The 19,421-nt window shown below is 58.9% G+C and carries 20 protein-coding genes; 10 read left to right on the top strand and 10 right to left on the bottom strand.

Features of this window, described 5'->3' with window-relative positions; genetic code table 11:
• The 8 genes from rpsC to rpsJ form a co-directional block, all read right to left on the bottom strand.
• Nucleotides 1–317 (bottom strand): 30S ribosomal protein S3 (gene rpsC / locus QM609_RS28625; protein WP_283337642.1); only part of this gene is annotated, 317 nt, incomplete at its 3' end.
• A complete protein-coding gene (gene rplV, locus QM609_RS28620) occupies nt 317–721 on the bottom strand; it encodes a 50S ribosomal protein L22 (RefSeq protein WP_003940717.1) in 405 nt (134 codons plus the stop codon). The genes rplV and rpsC, both read right to left, overlap by 1 nt.
• Complete coding sequence (rpsS, locus tag QM609_RS28615; protein ID WP_003940820.1) at nt 718–999, bottom strand: 30S ribosomal protein S19; 282 nt, start codon at nt 997–999, stop codon at nt 718–720. Before rpsS ends, rplV begins: the two co-directional genes overlap by 4 nt.
• 13 nt (nt 1,000–1,012) lie before the next feature.
• Nucleotides 1,013–1,849: a 50S ribosomal protein L2 gene (gene rplB, locus QM609_RS28610; protein WP_003940895.1), complete on the bottom strand. Its 837-nt coding sequence runs from the start codon at nt 1,847–1,849 to the stop codon at nt 1,013–1,015.
• 39 nt (nt 1,850–1,888) lie between these two features.
• Nucleotides 1,889–2,194: a 50S ribosomal protein L23 gene (gene rplW / locus QM609_RS28605; RefSeq protein WP_003940990.1), complete on the bottom strand. Its 306-nt coding sequence runs from the start codon at nt 2,192–2,194 to the stop codon at nt 1,889–1,891.
• Nucleotides 2,191–2,865: a 50S ribosomal protein L4 gene (rplD, locus tag QM609_RS28600; RefSeq protein ID WP_003940723.1), complete on the bottom strand. Its 675-nt coding sequence runs from the start codon at nt 2,863–2,865 to the stop codon at nt 2,191–2,193. Before rplD ends, rplW begins: the two co-directional genes overlap by 4 nt.
• On the bottom strand, nt 2,862–3,518 hold the full coding sequence (gene rplC, locus QM609_RS28595; protein ID WP_003940826.1) for a 50S ribosomal protein L3: 657 nt from the start codon (nt 3,516–3,518) through the stop codon (nt 2,862–2,864). The genes rplD and rplC overlap by 4 nt, the downstream gene beginning before the upstream one ends.
• Nucleotides 3,519–3,535: 17 nt before the next feature.
• Complete coding sequence (rpsJ, locus tag QM609_RS28590) at nt 3,536–3,841, bottom strand: 30S ribosomal protein S10 (protein ID WP_003938093.1); 306 nt, start codon at nt 3,839–3,841, stop codon at nt 3,536–3,538.
• A gap of 552 nt (nt 3,842–4,393) precedes the next feature.
• Between rpsJ and QM609_RS28585 the strand changes: the two genes are divergently transcribed.
• The 10 genes from QM609_RS28585 to QM609_RS28540 all read left to right on the top strand — a co-directional run bounded on the left by QM609_RS28585 (nt 4,394) and on the right by QM609_RS28540 (nt 15,054).
• Entirely contained in the window at nt 4,394–4,870 is a 477-nt protein-coding gene (locus QM609_RS28585) for a hotdog fold domain-containing protein (protein ID WP_003940943.1), read from the top strand.
• Nucleotides 4,871–4,955: 85 nt separating this feature from the next.
• Complete coding sequence (locus QM609_RS28580) at nt 4,956–5,480, top strand: chorismate mutase family protein (protein ID WP_042922406.1); 525 nt, start codon at nt 4,956–4,958, stop codon at nt 5,478–5,480.
• Nucleotides 5,477–7,561, top strand: coding sequence for an aminodeoxychorismate synthase component I (gene pabB, locus QM609_RS28575; protein WP_076949012.1), 2,085 nt, complete (start codon nt 5,477–5,479; stop codon nt 7,559–7,561). The genes QM609_RS28580 and pabB overlap by 4 nt, the downstream gene beginning before the upstream one ends.
• 8 nt (nt 7,562–7,569) lie before the next feature.
• The gene (locus QM609_RS28570; protein ID WP_050656634.1) at nt 7,570–8,469 is read left to right on the top strand and encodes a prephenate dehydrogenase dimerization domain-containing protein; all 900 of its coding nucleotides are present in this window, start codon (nt 7,570–7,572) and stop codon (nt 8,467–8,469) included.
• 6 nt (nt 8,470–8,475) lie between these two features.
• Nucleotides 8,476–9,426 carry a diiron oxygenase gene (locus QM609_RS28565; protein ID WP_076949011.1) on the top strand — a complete coding sequence of 317 codons (951 nt, stop codon included), beginning with the start codon at nt 8,476–8,478 and terminating at the stop codon, nt 9,424–9,426.
• A gap of 717 nt (nt 9,427–10,143) precedes the next feature.
• Nucleotides 10,144–11,115: an ATP-binding cassette domain-containing protein gene (locus QM609_RS28560; protein ID WP_037129211.1), complete on the top strand. Its 972-nt coding sequence runs from the start codon at nt 10,144–10,146 to the stop codon at nt 11,113–11,115.
• Nucleotides 11,112–11,975 (top strand): ABC transporter permease, encoded by an 864-nt coding sequence (locus QM609_RS28555; protein WP_047270223.1) that lies wholly within the window; start codon nt 11,112–11,114, stop codon nt 11,973–11,975. Before QM609_RS28560 ends, QM609_RS28555 begins: the two co-directional genes overlap by 4 nt.
• Nucleotides 11,972–12,832 carry an ABC transporter permease gene (locus tag QM609_RS28550; protein WP_047270224.1) on the top strand — a complete coding sequence of 287 codons (861 nt, stop codon included), beginning with the start codon at nt 11,972–11,974 and terminating at the stop codon, nt 12,830–12,832. Before QM609_RS28555 ends, QM609_RS28550 begins: the two co-directional genes overlap by 4 nt.
• A gap of 155 nt (nt 12,833–12,987) precedes the next feature.
• Nucleotides 12,988–14,037: an alpha/beta hydrolase gene (locus tag QM609_RS28545; protein ID WP_050656632.1), complete on the top strand. Its 1,050-nt coding sequence runs from the start codon at nt 12,988–12,990 to the stop codon at nt 14,035–14,037.
• Between the two features lie 96 nt (nt 14,038–14,133).
• Nucleotides 14,134–15,054 carry an esterase/lipase family protein gene (locus tag QM609_RS28540; RefSeq protein WP_047270226.1) on the top strand — a complete coding sequence of 307 codons (921 nt, stop codon included), beginning with the start codon at nt 14,134–14,136 and terminating at the stop codon, nt 15,052–15,054.
• A gap of 900 nt (nt 15,055–15,954) precedes the next feature.
• Here QM609_RS28540 and QM609_RS29335 read toward each other — a convergent pair.
• Both QM609_RS29335 and QM609_RS28535 read right to left on the bottom strand, forming a co-directional pair.
• Nucleotides 15,955–16,098, bottom strand: a complete 144-nt coding sequence (locus tag QM609_RS29335; RefSeq protein WP_080961135.1) for a glycosyltransferase family A protein — start codon at nt 16,096–16,098, stop codon at nt 15,955–15,957.
• A 570-nt stretch (nt 16,099–16,668) separates the two neighbouring features.
• Complete coding sequence (locus QM609_RS28535) at nt 16,669–19,401, bottom strand: non-ribosomal peptide synthetase (protein WP_283337641.1); 2,733 nt, start codon at nt 19,399–19,401, stop codon at nt 16,669–16,671.
• Nucleotides 19,402–19,421: the final 20 nt, after the last annotated feature.

The raw sequence follows: 19,421 nt of genomic DNA, 5'->3' as shown, positions 1-19,421 counted from the left end.
TTGACCTCGAGGATGTTCAGCTGAACCTGCTTGCCGGTCAGCTTCTCGAGCTCGGAGCGGATGCGATCGGCTTCGGCGCCGCGGCGGCCGATGACGATGCCCGGACGTGCAGTGTGGATGTCCACGCGAACACGGTCACGGGTGCGCTCGATTTCGACCTTCGCGATTCCTGCGCGCTCCATGCCGGTGGCGAGGAGCTTACGGATCGCGACGTCTTCCTTGACGTACTCCGCGTACTGCTTGTCTGCGTACCAGCGAGACTTCCAGTCGGTGGTGATGCCGAGACGGAAGCCGTGCGGGTTGATTTTCTGGCCCACTACTGAGCACTTCCCTTCCGGCGATTACGGGTCGATGTTCCGGTCTTCGGCAGGCTCTCCACGATCACGGTGATGTGACTGGTGCGCTTGCGAATACGGAACGCACGTCCCTGTGCACGCGGCTGGAACCGCTTGAGGGTCGCGCCCTCGTCCACGAACGCCGTAGCAACGACAAGCGTGCTGGGGTCGAGGTCGAGGTTGTTCTCGGCGTTGGCTGCTGCGGAGGCGATCACCTTGGCGACCGGCTCGCTCGCTGCCTGCGGCGCGAACTTCAGGATGTTCAGGGCGTCTTCAACCGAGCGCCCGCGGACCAGGTCCACAACTCGACGTGCCTTCATCGGCGTAACGCGAACGTGCTTCGCTACAGCCTTGGCAGTCGGGTTGGCGGTTTCGGTGTTGCTCATCGCCTCTTCGCCTTCCGATCATCCTTGATGTGACCCTTGAACGTGCGGGTCGGTGCAAACTCTCCGAGCTTGTGTCCGACCATGGAGTCGGAAACGAACACGGGGACGTGCTTGCGGCCGTCGTGAACTGCAAACGTGTGGCCGATGAAGTCCGGGATGATTGTCGAACGACGGGACCAGGTCTTGATGACCTGCTTGGTTCCCTTTTCGTTCTGTACATCCACCTTCGCGAGGAGGTGGTCATCGACGAACGGGCCCTTCTTAAGGCTGCGTGGCATCCTTCACTCCCTCCTAGCGCTTGTTCTTGCCGGTGCGGCGGCGACGGACGATCATCTTGTCGCTTGCCTTGTTCTTGCGGGTACGGCCTTCAGGCTTACCCCACGGGCTGACCGGGTGGCGTCCACCTGAGGTCTTGCCCTCGCCGCCACCGTGCGGGTGGTCGACCGGGTTCATCACGACACCACGAACGGTCGGGCGCTTGCCCTTCCAACGCATACGGCCGGCCTTGCCCCAGTTGATGTTCGACTGCTCGGCGTTGCCGACCTCGCCGACGGATGCGCGGCAGCGCACGTCGACGCGACGGATTTCACCGGAAGGCATACGCAGCGTGGCGTAGCTGCCTTCCTTACCGAGGAGCTGGATACTGGCGCCTGCGGAACGAGCCATCTTGGCTCCGCCGCCGGGACGCAGTTCCACACCGTGGATGGTGGTACCAGTCGGGATGTTGCGCAGCGGCAGGTTGTTGCCCGGCTTGATGTCGGCGCCTGCACCGGACTCGACCGGTGAACCCTGCACCAGGCCCTTGGGGGCGATGATGTAGCGCTTCTCACCGTCTGCGTAATGCAGGAGTGCGATGTTTGCTGTGCGGTTGGGGTCGTACTCGATGTGAGCGACCTTTGCCGGGATGCCGTCCTTGTCGTTGCGACGGAAATCGATCAGTCGGTATGCACGCTTGTGTCCGCCACCCTTGTGACGGGTGGTGATACGACCGTGTGCGTTACGTCCACCGCGACCGTGCAGCGGGCGAACCAGCGACTTCTCGGGGGTCGACCGAGTGATCTCGGCGAAGTCCGAGACGCTCGAGCCACGACGGCCCGGTGTTGTCGGCTTGTACTTACGGATTGCCATGAGTCTTCTCGTCCTCTATGTCTCGTCAAGTCCCGGCGCTTACGCGACCGGTCCTCCGAAGATCTCGATGGGCTTGCTGTCAGCGGACAGGGTCACGAGCGCGCGCTTGGTGTCCTTGCGCTTGCCGTAACCGAATCGGGTCCGCTTACGCTTGCCCTGACGGTTGGCGGTGTTGACGCTGGTCACCTTGACGCCGAAGACCTTCTCGACGGCAATCTTGATCTGCGTCTTGTTCGAGTCCGGGTGCACCAGGAAGGTGTAGGTGCCTTCCTCGATCAGTCCGTAGGACTTCTCGGAGATGACCGGAGCGAGCAGGATGTCGCGGGGGTCAGCGATGGTGCTCACTTGGCGTCCTCCTTGTTCTGAGCGCTCTCTGCGGGCCCGTGGATGAACGCGTTGAGTGCCTCGACGCTGAACACGACATCGTCTGCATTGAGCACGTCGTAGGTGTTGAGCTGGTCGGGTGCAATGGGATGCACGCCTTCCAGGTTCTGCACGCTCTTCCAAGCGGCTACATCCTGGCGACCCACGACGAGCAGCAGCTTCTTGCGATCCGAAATCTCGCCGAGGAACGCGATTGCGCCCTTGGTCGAAGGCGTCTGCCCTGCAACCAGTTCGGTGATGACGTGGATGCGCTCGTTGCGTGCGCGGTCAGAGAGGGCTCCGCGAAGAGCGGCTGCCTTCATCTTCTTGGGGGTGCGCTGGCTGTAGTCACGCGGCTGCGGGCCGTGAACGGTTCCGCCGCCGACGAACTGCGGTGCGCGAGTCGAGCCCTGGCGTGCGCGGCCGGTGCCCTTCTGGCGGTACGGCTTCTTGCCACCGCCGCGGACGTCGCCGCGGGTCTTGGTGGAGTGGGTTCCCTGACGAGCAGCTGCGAGCTGCGCGACGACAACCTGATGGAGAAGCGCGATGTTGGCCGGAGCGTCGAAGATCTCAGCGGGGAGATCGACGGTGCCGTTGGTCTTGCCGCCGGCGACCTTGACGTCCAGGGTCAACTTGGTCTCGGTGCTGGTCATGCCCGTGCACCACCCTTCACTGCACTCTTGACGATCACGAGGCCGCCCTTGCGGCCGGGGATCGCACCCTTGATCAGCAGCAGGCCGTTCTCTGCATCCACCTTGTGGACCGAGAGGTTCTGCGTCGTGATGCGGTCGCTACCCATGCGTCCGGACATGCGCATGCCCTTGAACACGCGGCCGGGAGTTGCACAGCCACCGATGGAGCCCGGGCGGCGGTGAACAGCCTGGGTACCGTGCGACGCGCCCTGTCCCTTGAAGCCGTGACGCTTCATGGTTCCGGCGAAGCCCTTGCCCTTGCTGGTTCCGGTGACGTCGACGTATGCGCCGTCCTCGAAGACCTCGGCGGTGAGCTCCTGGCCGACCTCGTAGTCGGAGGTGTCCGCAACGCGGAGCTCCACTACGTGGCGACGCGGGGTCACACCAGCCTTGGTGAACTGGCCGGAAGTCGGCTTGTTCACCTTGCGCGGGTCGATGGCGCCGAACGCGAGCTGAACGGCGCTGTAGCCGTCACGCTCTTCGGTACGGATCTGGGTTACGACGTTCGGCCCAGCCTTCACGACGGTGACCGGGACAACCCGGTTGTTCTCGTCGAAGACCTGGGTCATGCCGAGCTTGGTGCCCAGGATTCCCTTGATCTTGGTATCAGTCATTGTTTTTGTCTCCGCCGTCACTGAATGTTCACGTCGACACTGGCCGGAAGGTCGATGCGCATGAGCGCGTCAACCGTCTTCGGCGTCGGGTCGAGAATGTCGATCAGCCGCTTGTGAGTACGCATCTCGAAGTGCTCGCGCGAGTCCTTGTACTTGTGCGGCGAGCGGATGACGCAATATACGTTCTTCTCGGTCGGCAACGGCACAGGTCCAACGACGCGGGCACCCGTACGGGTTACCGTCTCGACGATCTTGCGCGCTGACGCGTCGATCGCCTCGTGGTCGTAGGCCTTGAGCCTGATGCGGATCTTTTGTCCCGCCACGCTTAGTGTCCTTTTCTTGCCGCGTTTCGTAGCCCGCCTGGTCAGGCTCGAGCTACCTCGTCTGCACAGTCCTTGCCTGGACGATGACACGACGAACACTGAAGCGATCGGGACCAAGTCCAAGTTCTCGGGAGTACCGAGATTCGGATCGAGATCAGGATCTGCTGCCGCTGTTCGTTTGTCATTGTTCTCCGGTACACGCGGTCGGGCGTGTCGCCTTCTCACTCATCCTGCGCCGGACAATCTTTCGATTATCTGGCGCGTGATGCGTACCGGACGTGTTCGATGTCGAACACAAAGTAGGTACTGCTTCCGTCCTGCATTACTTCTCGTCTTGCATGGTCACAGTCGTTGACCCGATTACCCTGACGGGATCTGCGATCGATCGTCTGTGACGTCTTACCCTTACCCGATCACGGCCGCAATCGACCGCGTCCCGGACAAGGCAACCCGACCAGTATGCCGTACCTGGCCCAAATCCTCAACTCCCCCGAACTGCCTTTTCCGAGTGAGCTGCGCGACAACAACCTTACTCAGAAGTAAGATACGCCTATGACTACCTCCAGCCCTACCTATCGCGGATGGCAGAAATTGCCGGACAACGCCCTCGGACATGCAGTTTTCTCGGCGGCGATGTCCATTCGCGTGCCCTATTTCGCCTCTGTTCTCCCCCGGGTGACCAAGTTGGAACCAGGGCTCTGCGAGGTCCGCTCCCCCAAATGGTGGGGCGTCCACAATCATCTCGGCACTTTCCACGCGATCGCTGCCTGCAACCTCGCGGAGGTCGCGATGGGCATGCTGAGCGAAGCGACGGTTCCGAACTCGCACCGCTGGATCCCCAAGTCCATGAAGGTCGACTACCTCGCCAAGGCCGAGACCGGCCTGCGGGCGGTCGCCCGACTCGAGACTTTGCCGGACTTCGCGGCGATCGAGAGTGGCACGGAACTTCTCGTTCCCATCTCGATCTTCGACCGGGGCGGCAAGGAAGTAGTCCACGCCGAAATCACCACCTGGGTCTCCCCCAAGTAGGCACTCACGAACCCGCCTGCATCGCAACCTGATTCGCCCGCCAAACAGGTTTCGCAGAATTAGGCACCACCGCAGGTTTCGGCGAATGACGATCGTGGAACACCTCCCCGAACGGCGATGGTCGGTCGGGGTGCCGGTGTCCGGAGGTGGGTTGCGTTCCGGGCACCACATTGTCGACCTCGCGTCACGCCGAGCACCGGGAGGCCTCGTGGAAGAGTTCTTGACCACAACGAGTTCCGAAGCAGGCACGCAGACCTCGTCGTATCCGGACGAGGCCGAGGGATTGGACAGCTTCCGGCGCGACCTCGACGCCATCGACGCTCTACTACTCGAGACGGTGCGGCAGCGGCTGGAACTCTGCCTGCGCATCGGCGAGTGGAAGCGCTCCCGCGAGGTTCCGATGATGCAACCCGGCCGCGTGCGCGTCGTGCAGGAGCGGGCGCGTGAATTCGCTCGTAGACACGACCTCTCTCCTGACTTCTTCAACGCCCTGTACGAGCTGATGATTGCCGAGACCTGTCGACTCGAAGACCTGGTGATCAACGCACCTGTTGAGGAGGAGGACACTGTTCGGGAATCCGTCGGACCGAGATCAGGATCATCGACATGAGTTCCCGCACCCTTCTGGTGGACAATTACGACTCGTTCACCTACAACCTGTTCACCCTGTTGACCGAGGTCAACGGGGTTGTGCCGACCGTGGTCCGCAACGACGTGGATTGGGATTCCCTCGATCTCGCGTCGTACGACAACGTGGTCATCTCCCCAGGTCCCGGCCGGCCGGATCGCGACCGTGATTTCGGAATCAGCCGCCGTTTCATCGAAGAAGCGCCTCTCCCACTTCTCGGTGTCTGTCTCGGCCACCAGGGCCTGTGCGAGTTGTTCGGCGCGGACGTGGTGGTTGCGCCCGTCCCGATGCACGGCCGAATTTCGCTGATCGATCACGACGGCTCGGGCATCTTTGCCGGACTTCCGTCGCCGTTCCGAGCTGTTCGCTACCACTCGTTGACCGTCGAGAATCTGCCGAACGCCTTCGTTCGTACCGCGTGGACGTCCGACGGTCTGCTCATGGGTGTCCGGCACCGGACCAAGCCGATGTGGGGCGTTCAGTTCCATCCGGAGTCCATCAGCACCGAGTTCGGCATAGATTTGCTCGCGAACTTCCGCGATCTGTCCGTCGGACGCACTCTGGATTCGGTGATCCGACCCGAACCTGTTCCGCAAACACCCGACCTGCGGCCGGCGATCAACTACGACGTCGACGACGTGACTCTCGATTTTGCAGTGGACCCGTCGGCGGCCTATGCAGCACTGTTCGCCGACGGCCCGAACGCGTTCTGGCTGGACCGCGCGGCAACCGCAGAGCCGAGTGCGCGCTTTTCGATTCTCGGCGATTCGTCGGGGCCGCTGGCCGAGTTCATCACGTACGACGTGCAAGCCGAGGTACTGACTGTCAGCCGAAAAGGCTTGTCCGACGAGCACATTCGAGTTCAGTTCTTCGATTACTTGGACGCACAACTCGCGACACGCTTCGTGCCCTCGCATCCGGAACTCGACTTCAACCTCGGCTACGTGGGCTACCTCGGCTACGAACTGAAAGCACAGACCGGAGGAAGGGCAGTCCATCCGGCACCCACTCCTGATGCCGCCCTGGTGTTTGCCGATCGCGCCGTCGTCATCGATCACACCGCGGGCCGCACTCACGTTTTGAGGTTGCGCGAGAAAGTCCGGGACGCCGGCTATGACGATTGGCTCGAATCGACCGTCGACACCCTGGCGCGGATCGGCGCGGACCTTCCGGAACGCACCCCCGTTCCGCTGATCAGCGACACCGTCTGGACGCAGGCTCGCCTTCGGCATGATCGCGATCAGTACCTGTCGTTGATCGGAACGGCCCTCTCGGAGATCCGGGCAGGTGAGTCCTACGAGGTATGTCTGACCAACATGGCGAGCGTCGACGAGACGATCGATGCACAGCAGGCGTTCGAGTATCTGCGCTCGATCAATCCGACGCCGTACAGCGCACTTCTCGACTTCACCGGCATCTCGGTGGTCTCGGCCTCGCCTGAGCGGTTCCTTCGTGTCGACTCGGCCGGCAACGTCGAGTCCAAGCCGATCAAAGGGACCCGCCCGCGCGGCGTCACCCGAGCGCGTGATGCTGCCCTACGGCAGGACCTGCTCGACAGCGAGAAGGACCGCGCCGAGAACCTGATGATCGTGGACCTCACCCGCAACGACCTCACCAAGGTCTGCGTTCCGGGAAGTGTCCACGTTCCGAGGCTGTTCGCGATCGAGTCGTACTCGTCCGTTCACCAAATGGTGTCGACGGTGCGCGGACATCTGAGTCCGGGGTCGTCGGCGGTGGACTGTGTGCGTGCCGCGTTCCCCGGTGGATCGATGACCGGCGCCCCGAAGGTACGGACGATGGAGATCATCGACCGCCTCGAATCCGGCCCACGTGGGGTCTACTCGGGATCGATCGGGTACTTCGCGCTCGGTGGCGCCGCGGACCTCTCGATCGTGATCCGGTCGCTGGTCTGCACCGAGAGCGGCGTGACCTTCGGAATCGGCGGTGCCATCACAGCGTTGTCCGATCCGGAAGAAGAATTCGACGAGACCACGGTCAAGGCGTCCACGCTGCTCCGTGCGCTCGATGCGGTGTCCTCGCGGGTCCTCGAGTACGGCGGGTAGATCCAGCCATGACGGCGACATCAGGCACAGCGACGGTTGTCGGCGGGCTGGGTGCCGTCGGATCCATGTTCGTCGAACTGCTTCGCGCCGGGGGGTCGACCGTCACCGTCGTCGACCCAGCAGGCAGCGATCCCGACGGAGATGTAGTCGTCGGAGACATCACGAAACCCAGTGAGCAAGTCCTCGCGCACGTGGAGTCCTCGCGCATCATCGTGCTCGCGGTTCCCGAACAGGTCGCTCTAGCCGCACTACCGAGCCTTCGGACATCCGGCGCTCTCGTTGTGGACACGCTGTCGGTCAAATCGCGGATGGACGCAGCAATCGCCGACGCCGGCCGAGAAGTGGAGTTCCTCGGACTCAACCCCATGTTCCGTCCGTCGCTCGGGCCACGCGGTCGGGCCGTCATCGCAGTGCCGTACGTCGGCGGTCCGCAGTCCGACAGATTCCTCGACGTCGTGCGCTCGTGGGGCGCGTCGGTCGCGGTGATGGACGCCGATCGTCACGACCGGTTGGCCGCAGCTACCCAGGTTCTGACACACGCGTCGGTGCTGGCTTTCGGCGTTGCCCTGGCCGAACTCGGAGTTTCCGCGGACGAACTCCTCGCGGTCGCCCCTCCCCCGCATCGGACCTTGCTCGCGCTCCTGGCGCGTGTAGCCGGCGGCGAGCCGGAGGTGTACTGGGACGTGCAAGCGGGCAATCCGTATGCAGGTGCGACACGAAAAGCACTGTTCGATGCCACCGCACAGGTGGACAGGGCGGCCGAAACCCTCGGCGACTTCACGACGCTGATGAAAACCGCCGACGCAGCGCTCGACAATCGCTCAGGCGAATTGAACGCGGAGTGCCAGAGCTTGTTCGATCGCATTGCCGAAGGGCACAGAGAGATCGCCGAAGGGCACAGAGAGTAGGGCACGATGAGACCTGGAGTGAGTCCGCCCAGCCTCCCGGAGTACGACGCCTCCGATCCGGTCGAGAGTGCAATCGTCCGCCGCCTTGCGAGCAATTGGGCGCGCCGGGCAACCGTGAAGAAGGCGGAGCCGGAACTGGACGATCTCTTCGATTCGTCGTTGTCCGACTACCCCGAAGCACTTCTCCCGTTCGCGGAGCATCCGATCTACCTGGCATTGAGCCCCGAGCAGAAGCAACGCCTGCAAGCCTGGGCATGGATCGCGTTCAACAAGAACGTCATGGACATCGAGAAGTACGTCGTCAATCCCGGCTTCGACGTTCTCGCCGAAGACCGACTTAACGTCGGTCTCGGAGATTGGGCTGCAGTGGCGGTCAATCAGGCGATGGTCGACGAGCAATATCACACGCTCATGCACTTCAATGCCAGTTCAGCGACCCGTCGAGGCAGGGGCTGGGGGCTGCCGGCCAAGGCATTGCCCGACGTCCTGACGGTCCGCACGCAGGCGCAAGCCCTCGACGCAGCCGAGGGGCCTCGCAAGATTGCCCTGACACAGTTGGCGTTCATGACCGTCGCCGAGGTGTCGATCACCGCATACCTCGACCTGATCTCGGACGATCCGGGCGTTCAGTCGATCAACCGCGCGACAATCCGGTTGCACGCTCGCGACGAGTACTGCCATGCTTCGATTGCCGGGGAACTGGCGGTGCTGGTCTGGGATTCCCTGGATCGTGGAGATCGCAGCTATCTGTTGGAAGGCTTCGAGGGCGCCATGCGCGCTTTCAGCGGGACCGACTTCGGCGCGTGGCGAGCAATCATGGAGATCGAAGCCGTAACCGGCGGACAGAAGATGCTCGACGACGTCGAATCTGCGACAGAAAATTCACTATTCCTACAGGATTACAGTGGGATTCAAGCCCTGTACGGAAAGATTGCACCTCGATCGGGGCTCACTTAGAATTTCACAACCTAGGTCATGCATTATTCGGAAGAAATCTTCGTGACGACAAAAGAGTTCGTGCACACCCTCAGCCCGCCCGAGCCTCACGATTATCTCCGCGTCGATTCGACCGATAATGCCGCTACGTGTAAATCTTCGACTCCGCCGAACATATTCTTGATTGACTCTGCTGTGTCATCGGACAATTAATGCCCACGACTATAATATCGTCGACGTAGCCACCGCGCCAACAATGCGTCAACGCAAATCGCAATGTACTCGCACTCGTCATGTTCACGACCTACGGCCGAAAGTGTCGAGTTCGCCATTTGTCGATAAAAGCACGGATTGCCAACCGCGACTGCCCTAGCGCCCGCTGGAAAAAACGGACATGGAGCGGATTAACCCGCGAACCAGGCAAGACCATCCTATTCGCAATCGAGAAGAACTACCTGCGCTAATACCAACCCTATCGCCTGGCAACGTGATCGAAGATGTTAGAAATCAGCCGGATCAAGCGCATGTGACTTTTGACACAAGGTGAATTTCAGGGTGATCGACGCCTGCAGAGTCGCTGGCAGACCCGTTTCCCACAGACGACTGAGCTCGACGACCGAAGTTCCGGCCAACCCCTCCGGTAACATCTGACCGGAGAACGCAGATATGAGACAGAAGGCATCTGTGCGCCCGTCGGGAGCGCGTGCCCGTTCCGACCATGCAGACAGCGGAGTGTTGATGCCCTTTTCCACGGACGCAGCAGTACTAGTGGAGGACGTACATAAGTCTTTCAAGAACGTGCACGCGCTGCGGGGGATCAACTTCGTCGCCCCACGCGGCACAGTGCTCGGAATCCTGGGCCCGAACGGCGCAGGCAAGACCACCACGGTGAAGGTGCTTTCCACGCTCATCCGCCCAACCAGTGGGCGCGCGACCGTTGCAGGCTACGACGTAGTGCGAAACGCACCCGAGGTTCGACGCTCCATCATGATGACGGGCCAATTTGCGGCTCTCGACGATTCGCTGACAGGGCGCGAGAACATCGAACTGTTCGGTCGCTTGATGGGACTCGACAGGATGTCGGCGAAGGTCCGGGCTGCCGACCTTCTCTCGCAGTTCGATCTCGTCGAGGCCGGATCGCGCGTCGTACGAAACTATTCGGGTGGTATGCGGCGACGAATCGACATCGCGTGCGGTCTCGTCGTTCGACCCGAGGTTGTCTTCCTCGACGAACCGACAACTGGTCTGGATCCGCGAAGTCGACAGAGCGTCTGGTCGTTGGTCCAATCACTGAAGGAACAGGGCATCACGGTGCTCCTGACAACTCAGTACCTCGAGGAAGCGGATCTACTCAGCGACAACATCATCGTCATCGACAAAGGCGCGGTCATCGCCGAGGGAACGGCCGATGAACTGAAGGCTCGAACCGGTGCAAGCTTCTGTGAGATCGTCCCTTCGGATCTTCAGCAATTGGCTCACGCGGTCCACGCACTCGGAAATCTCGTCCCGCGTGACTTCAGATTCGACCTGGCGCAGGAGAGTGGCCGAATCGCCATACCTGCCCCTGTTGGAGCCGGAACGCTCTCAGAAGCATTACGCCGTTTGGACCACGCGCGAATACCGCTAGCTGACATCGCACTTCGCCGCCCGTCACTCGACGATGTCTTCCTCTCACTCACAGGTGAGCAGCACGTAAGTGAGACACAGTGACAACGACAACCAAGTTCGGGGTCGATCAGGTCACGGTTCGAGGCGGATCCCTCAGTAAAATTGCGGTTCCCGAAGCCTTGAGCGTCGGCAAGCATCGCCGCCCTCACCCGTCCGCGATCAATCAGTGGTGGGTCCTGACGGCCCGAACCGTCAAATCGATGGTCAAGCGCTACGAATTGTTGATCGCCGTCATCGCGCCGCTGATTTTCACGATCGGCTTCTACCTCCCGCTGAAGTTCGTCATGCAGCTTCAGGGCATCAACTACGCCCAGTTTCTGATGCCCATCATCGTGCTGCAAGCCATGGCTTTCACGTCGATCTCTGCTGCCCAAATGGCTTCGACTGAAACAATCACAGGTTTCAGCAACCGAATGAAGACCATGCCTGTGTTCGGGCCGGTTCCTTTACTGTCCCGCCAATCCAGTGGGTTTGTGCGATCCACGGTTGCCCTTGCCGCGGCGTTGACCTTCGGGCACTTAATTGGATTCCGATTCTCGGCCGGATTGGCTCAGGCTGCTCTGTTCTGCGCGATTGCCCTTGCCTTCAGTACATGTCTATCCTTCGCTGGCGACGCAATCGGCTCGCTGTCGAAGAGCCCTCAAGCGACAAGCCAGGCGCTCACGTTGCCGCAACTTATCCTCGGGATGCTGTCATGCGGATTTGCGCCCGAAACTGGCTTTCCCGAATGGATCCGCCCATTCGTTCGAAATCAACCAGTATCCCAGTTCTCATTCGCCATGCGTGATCTCGCGCAAGGCGGTGTAAGTTGGAACGTGTTGTTCCCAGTGGTGGCGTGGACAATCGGGTTGATTGCGGTATTTGCACCGCTCGCCTTCTGGGCAAGTTTGAGGCGATCATGAGCGAGCCGACTGATCGTTTCATGGCAGTTGTCCGCCCTGCTGAGGGGTTCAACTTCCCATACCCAGACAAAGCGTTGCCGGAGAATTCACTCAATGCGCTTGTCGTGCACAGTTGGATTCAGGCCAAACGACTGCTGATCACGTGGATGCGTGACCCTTCGACAACCATTCAGGCCCTCGTGTATCCGGCGTTCATGCTCTTGATGTTCCGGGTGGTGTTGGGCAATTCGATTTCCGCAGCAACCGGGCAATCAAGCATATTCGGAACCGTGCCGCTGATCATTCTCGTCGGCGCGATGTTCGGATCGATCGCAAGCGCTGTGGGACTTAAAGGCGAACAGGCATCCGGACTGCTCAGCCGGTTCTGGACGCTACCCGCACACCGCGCCTCAGGTCTTGTCGGACGCATGATTGCTGAAGCTGTCCGCGTCCTCGTCACATCAATCGTCATCCTCGCCGTCGGATACGCCCTTGGCTTCAGATTTAACCAAGGCCCTCTCGCGGCTGTGGCACTCCTGGCTCTACCCATTGTGTTTGGTGTTGGTTTCGCAATGATGGTGACTGCACTCGCAACAGTGTCCGCGAATCTGCCACTTGTCGAGATTGTTTCAATTTCATGCACTCTGTTGATGTTTTTCAATTCGGGATTCGTACCCGTCATCGCCTATCCGAAGTGGCTACAGCCCATTGTCGCTGAACAACCCATGTCTGTGGCGATCGACGCGATGAAGGGTTTGTCGTTAGGAGGACCGGTGGCCGAGCCTATGATCAAGACACTGATCTGGTCACTGGGGATGGTGGCAGTGTTCATTCTCCCGGCGATTAGGGGATTCCGACGAGCAGCAGAAACCGCGTGAGGACCTGGAATTCAGCGGCGACCAGGTTTGGCGGAACTGCCGATCGTAACGATGGCGTTCGAATAACCGACTTAGCAGTCTGAGAACCACGTCAAACGCTGGCCGCAATTGCGCCGAATGCGACCATGCAACGAGAGGGAAGTAACTTGACGCGAATGAATCAATCCGTGTGGCGGCGTGTAACTGAAGTTGCCGCCCTCACCATGGCCTGTGCGCTGATTCCAGTCGGAATTGCGAGTGCAGGGACTCCTGCTCACCAGCAGGATGGCGACTCGTCTGAGTCAAGCGCGGACGGTTCGTACATCGAATCGGTCGAAAAAATCAACGAACGCCAGCAGATCGTCAACGTATACGCAGCGTCCATGGATCGCACGGTTCCGATTCAGGTCATCACGCCTGCGGACAACTCCGTGCCACGCCCTATCTTGTATCTCCTCAACGGCGCGGGCGGCGGCGAAGACTCGGCAACGTGGGAGTACCAGACTGACGTCGTCGACTTCTTCCAGGACAAGAATGTCAATGTTGCAACGCCTGTTGGCGGCCGGTTGTCGTACTACACCGATTGGGAGAAAGAAGACCCCAAACTCGGCAAGAACATGTGGAGTACCTTCCTTGGCAAGGAACTCCCACCGCTGCTCAACAAACAACTCGGCAGCAACGGGGACCAATCTTTGGCAGCGATCTCGATGTCAGGTACCTCAGTTCTCAATTTGGCCATCGAGTACCCAGGTTTCTACAAGTCGGTTGCGGCGTACAGCGGCTGTGCGCAAACCAGCGATCCCCTCGGACAGCAGTTCGTCAGGACTACCACTGAGTGGATCGGCGGGGTTGATGACATCCAGAACATGTGGGGTCCGTTCGACAGCGACGGCTGGCGAGAACATGACCCACTGGTTAATGCAGAGAAGCTTCGGGGGACTCAGATTTACATGAGCACCGGGAGCGGGCTGCCAGGCTTCCCCAACGACACACCAGCGAATCCACGTATTCAGGACGGCCGCGCTGCAATGTTCGATCAGATCGTCGTCGGAAGTCCGATCGAGCTGGCAACGAATCTCTGCACCTCGAACATGGCAAAGCGACTCTTCGACTTGAAGATCCCCGCAGTGGTCGACTTCCGCCCAGTCGGTACGCACTCGTGGGGCTATTGGCAGGATGATCTGCACAAGTCCTGGCCGTTCATCGCGCAGTCGCTGGGCATTTAATAACGAGCGGTGGTCGCGTATCAAAACGCGGCCACCGCGCCGGCGGATCCATTCGTTAACGCGTAATCGTGTACCGAGAAGACATCGAGAAAACAGATGAAACAACTGCGCCGCGTCCTAGTTCCCTCACTCGTCGCGGCCGTACTGCTGGTTTGCCTACCATCGCATGTGATCGCCGAACCAGAGCCGTCGCCCGGGTTCGCCGAGATGGGAGCGTCGCCCGCTGGTGCGAACGACTGGAGTTGCAAGCCGACGCCAGAACATCCCCGCCCGGTGGTCCTTGTCCATGGAACTGGCATGAGCATGACCGACACCTGGAATGTCTTGTCCCCTCAGCTCGCGGACCTTGGCTACTGTGTTTTTGCTCTGAATTACGGTGGTGCTCAAGAGATTCTCAATCCGAACGTCGTGCACTGGGGGATCCGAGATATTTCCAATTCAAGTCGTGAATTGGCGTCGTTTGTTGCATCCGTGCAATCACATACCGGCGCCAGTCAAGTTGACCTCGTCGGTCATTCACAAGGCGGAGTGGTGGCCCGTCAATATTTGAAGTTTGATGGTGGGGCAGATGCGTCAGACCCATCTGCAAACGTTGTTCACACCGTTGTCACTCTCGGCGCGACAAATCACGGGACCACGTTCGGAGGACTTCAGGCGAATGCGCGATCCTTGTCTGCGATGGGCCTTCCAGGCGATCTGTTGGTCCAAGCCATCTGGGGGCCGGCCGGAGTTCAGCAATTGTATGGCGCGCCATTCTTGACAAGCCTCAACTCCGGTTCTGAGACTCAGCCGGGTGTCAGATACACTGTCATCGCATCCGCTAGTGATGAGATTTCGACCCCCCCGGAAGCCACCTTTCTGACGCAAGGACCCGGATCGTTAGTCGATAATGTTTGGGTTCAAGACACTTGCCCTGGTAACACAACCAGCCACGGAGACCTCGTTCGAGACAACCACACGCTCGATCTGGTCAAGTTTGCGCTCGATCGACAGTTTGTAATGAACCAATGTAATTAGTGACGATCGGCGTTAGGCCCCTTTTACATGATCGTCAGAAAAGCACAGACCAGCAACCGAGGTGCAGTCAAATTCTGCAAGGTCCGCAACCGAAATCACCTTCGGGACTTCGCTCACAAGAAACCAATAATTCGGCCAGCAAGTCGGACTATCCCACTGACCCTAGCGACCTATCACGTCACAGTACTTGGTTGACTCATCTGCCTGAGGAAATGGCAAAGCTCGCGCACTCCTAGACTGCAAGAGATTCCTCACGAACATATGCGCCCTAACTGGATCGTACGCCAAATGAAAAGGCCACAGGACAATATGGCATCAATATAATAATTCCCAGAAGGGCGGTCAACAGCGGAGTCTTGATACCATGTCGAGCATAAGTCCTACGCGAAGCACCAATATAGCAATCATACCCTAAAGGCGATGGCCATCCTCGGCGACCCGCTATTTCCGCCCATATTACCAATAGTTGCACTTTAGCCAAATTCTTATAAATGAACACATAGTAAAATCAATATCTTCGTGAATTTGATCGGACACACTGACAACGTCCCTCGCTGATTCCCAAGCCTTCTCTACGAATTGCCTTATTGTTTCCCTACAAAGTTGGAAGGGGCCGGATGTCCCTGATCTTTCCAGGCTCCACCTGTCGATCAAGCGACCGAGTTCGATAGTTTGACATTGGCGTTTCGTAGAAATAAGAAAGTCCCGTGCACCCGCAATATCATCGCGTTACGTAAAGAAATCTATTACACACTTGGCTCAACCGTCAGAAACTGCGGCATCGACATCAATCCGAACAATTAACGAAGAATTTTTTTCAAAACCGGCATTACATGCTTGCGTCACCCCGGAAAAGATCCGAAATCAATTTCACCTTGTCGATCTTTTCAGAATAATCTTTCAAGATCGACGCTGGAGCGTAATTTGAGTTTTTTCTACAACAACAACAACAACAACAACCTCCGTTATGAATTCGATTTGTTTCAGTAGAGCGTCGATGCACCACTTGAGATACTTTTCTTCATTGTAAACGGGTATAACCACTGAGAATTACACCGGCACTCCGGCAGACTACCCGATCGAGACAAGTTGCACCGGGATGTCGGCCCTTGGCTGAACTTCACATTGGCAAGAGACCCGATCGCCCGTTTCACCTTCGCTGGATCGGCGATGTCCCGCTAATCATTTAGCCGGGCAAACCACTTGATCGTCGAGGTGATTTGAAGCGTGTGATTTCGACGTCACTTATTTGGGCCCAAAAGAGTGTGGATCCTCGATCGTGACGTGTGATCATACGCCACTAGTGCATGGGAGGATCAGGTCAAATCGGGCTTCGCCCCGCTGCACGCCTAATCCTCTGCCGCAAATAACCCCGAGGGCCAAAACACAAACGACAGTCAGCCTTAGTATGAGGAATGTTAGTGCAGGATTTCTCGTCCAACGATCTCATCGAAGACCCCTAGGACGTCCGCCGTCGAACCCAGTCCAAATGCCTTCCCGAATGAATTCACAAGATCTACACCAATAGTAGGGGAAGTCGACGTGGTCAGGTTAACCCCACGTCGACTTCGATCGATCAGGTGAGCCGCCGTCGGGCTTCCAAGTTCTGGGCGATCACATCTGCCTTAATGCCGTGTTGACAATCGGGCCGATCAAGGCCAGGCCTTCAGGCGACATCATATCGACGTGTGCAATATCGACTGGCGTCTCACTAACGGCGCCTCGGACAAACTGACGCCAAATCTCTGCGCGGATCACTGCAGAGCCTTCATCGCTTGAGCTGACGAACACAATTTCACCATCGAAGATCGGCGGGGTGTACTCGTTCATCAACCGATGCATCCGGGCGATACTGACGAACAGACGCTGAATTCGTTCAGCCGTCAGGCCGACTGTCTCACCTTCCACCAGGGACATCAATTCCCTAGCGCGCTCTAGTGAGAATTCCTCCAGCTTCTCGTCTTCGTGGAGGGCGATACCGATATTCCCGATCTCAGAACGCAAACCGTCCGCGAATTCTGCTTCGTCCACTTTCGCGACCGAACCGTCGAGGAGTATCAGCGAGCTGACCTTTCCACCCAGTTCCTCGAGCCGCGCAGCAACCCCCTGCGCGAGAACACAACCAAGCGACCACCCGAGAATTCGGTACGCCCCTTCTGTCTGCACTTTCATGATCTCGTCGGCATAGCGATGCACGTAATCGGACAACGTCTCTGCGTCAAACCCCTCCTCAGTCAAGGCCGGAGTCTGCAATCCATATATCGGTACATTTCTGTCCACGTGAGCAGACAGCGGCGCATAAGGCCACGCTAGCCCCATCAAAGGGTGGATGCAGAACAGTGGGCGCTCAGTTCCTGTCACACGAATTGGCATCATCACCTGAATCGCATTGTCGCGATCAGTTTCAAAGCCGACACGCATTCCAACTCCGAGGCTGTCTGCTAGTGCGCTAACTCCCGAGTTGGTGAACAGAACTCGCACAGGAACGTCCGTCGACATCGCGCTACCGAGCCTGGATACCGCGCGCATCGCGATCAGTGAGTTACCGCCAAGCTCGAAGAAGTCGTCGTCCAGCCCGACTCCCTCGACCCCGAGGAGTTCGCCAAATACCTCGGCCACGAGACGCTCCGTGTGCGTGACGGGTGCACGGAACGCCCTTGTCTCGAACACAGGTGACGGCAACAACCTACGATCCAGCTTGCCGCTGGTGTTCATCGGCAAAGCGTCCAAAACCACAATTGCAGACGACACCATGTACGACGGCAGCGACTTCGACAGGTAACTCGTTACATCCGAGGTGTCGACTACGCTCCCGTCAGTCGGCACGATGTACGACACCAACGCGGTTGTGCCGGAGGTCAATTCTGTGCCGATTGTCACACTCTGCTCGATGCCAGGGTAGGCCAGCAATGCCGAATCGATTTCGCCGAGTTCAATTCGGAATCCACGGACCTTAACCTGAAAATCGCTTCGGCCGACGTACGCGAGCTGAAGGTCTGTCGTCATCGTATCTCCAGCGGTCCAACGCACTAGATCGCCGGTGCGATACATTCGCGCACCCCCGTTCGAATACGGGTTTGCCACAAACCGATCAGCAGTCAACCCGCGCCGTTCGTAGTACCCACGGGCTAGAACGTCACCCGACAAATACAACTCACCGCGAGTTCCAACGGGAACTGGATTCAGCTGCTCGTCCAGCACTAGCGCTGTGACGCCTGAGATCGGCGAGCCGATTGTCACTGGGCTTTCCGCAATCAATGAGGCATACGTCGAGATGATCGTCGTCTCTGTTGGTCCATACGCATTGAAGTACGACCTTCCCGGCGCCCACCTGGCCAAGAGATCCGGAGACGTAACGTCGCCGCCGACCGAAACCACCTCTAGATCAGGCAAGGTATCGGGATCCATCGTTCCAAGCACCGCGGGAGTGATGATCGCGTGGCTGACACTTTCAGAACGGATCAGATCTGCCAACTCATGACCACCCAACACAGATGGAGGAACGACGACCAGCGTCGCACCCACGTTGAACGCCAACATCCATTCGAGAACCGATGGATCGAAGCTCGGCGCGCAATTATGGAGAATACGAGACTCACTAGAAACGGAGTACAACTCGCTCGCGATATTCAGCAATCCGAGAAGCCCCGAATGAGTTACCGTCACGCCCTTGGGTTTGCCCGTAGAACCCGACGTGTAGATCAGGTAGGCCGGATGTTCGGGGCGCAGAACTGAGACTCGATCAGTTTCGCGGATAGCCGACGCTTCCTCAGCCGAGCACATCTCCATTGTCAGTGCATCATCGATCATCAGCCACTGAGCAATTTTCGGCAATGTTTCCGAGACAGCGGAGGTTGTCAGCCCAAAGGACGCGCCCGAATCCGAGAGCATGTGCTCAATTCGATCTGACGGATGTTTGGGATCGATCGGTAGGTATGCCGCCCCCGACTTTGCAACCGCCCATACCGCGAGCACCATCTCATACGACCTAGAAAAAACCAGCGGCACTATGGATTCGGGGCCAATTCCGCGTCCGATGAGAACCCTGGCAAGCCTGGATGACATCTCATCGAGTTCCCCGTAAGTCACTGATCGACTACCAGCTCGGACTGCAATCGCAGTCGGATCGACCTCGCAGGCGGCAGTAAGTATATCGACCAGCCGACTTTGAGGCATTTCGGTCGTGCCATCGGCGTTCGTCAACATCCTGCGTTCGTCGACATCCAGGATATCTATGTCACCCAAGACAATCGACTGATCAGCAACGACCGCACCGATGATCCGCTCGAATCGTTCAGCAAATGAGGCAACCGTCGACTCGTCGAACAGATCCGTCGCATACGTCAACGACACCGCCATCCCCGCCG

The sequence above is a fragment of the Rhodococcus sp. IEGM 1302 genome (genome assembly GCF_030056935.1).
GTDB classification, from domain to species: Bacteria; Actinomycetota; Actinomycetes; order Mycobacteriales; family Mycobacteriaceae; genus Rhodococcus_F; species Rhodococcus_F qingshengii.
This window is presented reverse-complemented; position numbering and strand designations above follow the sequence as displayed.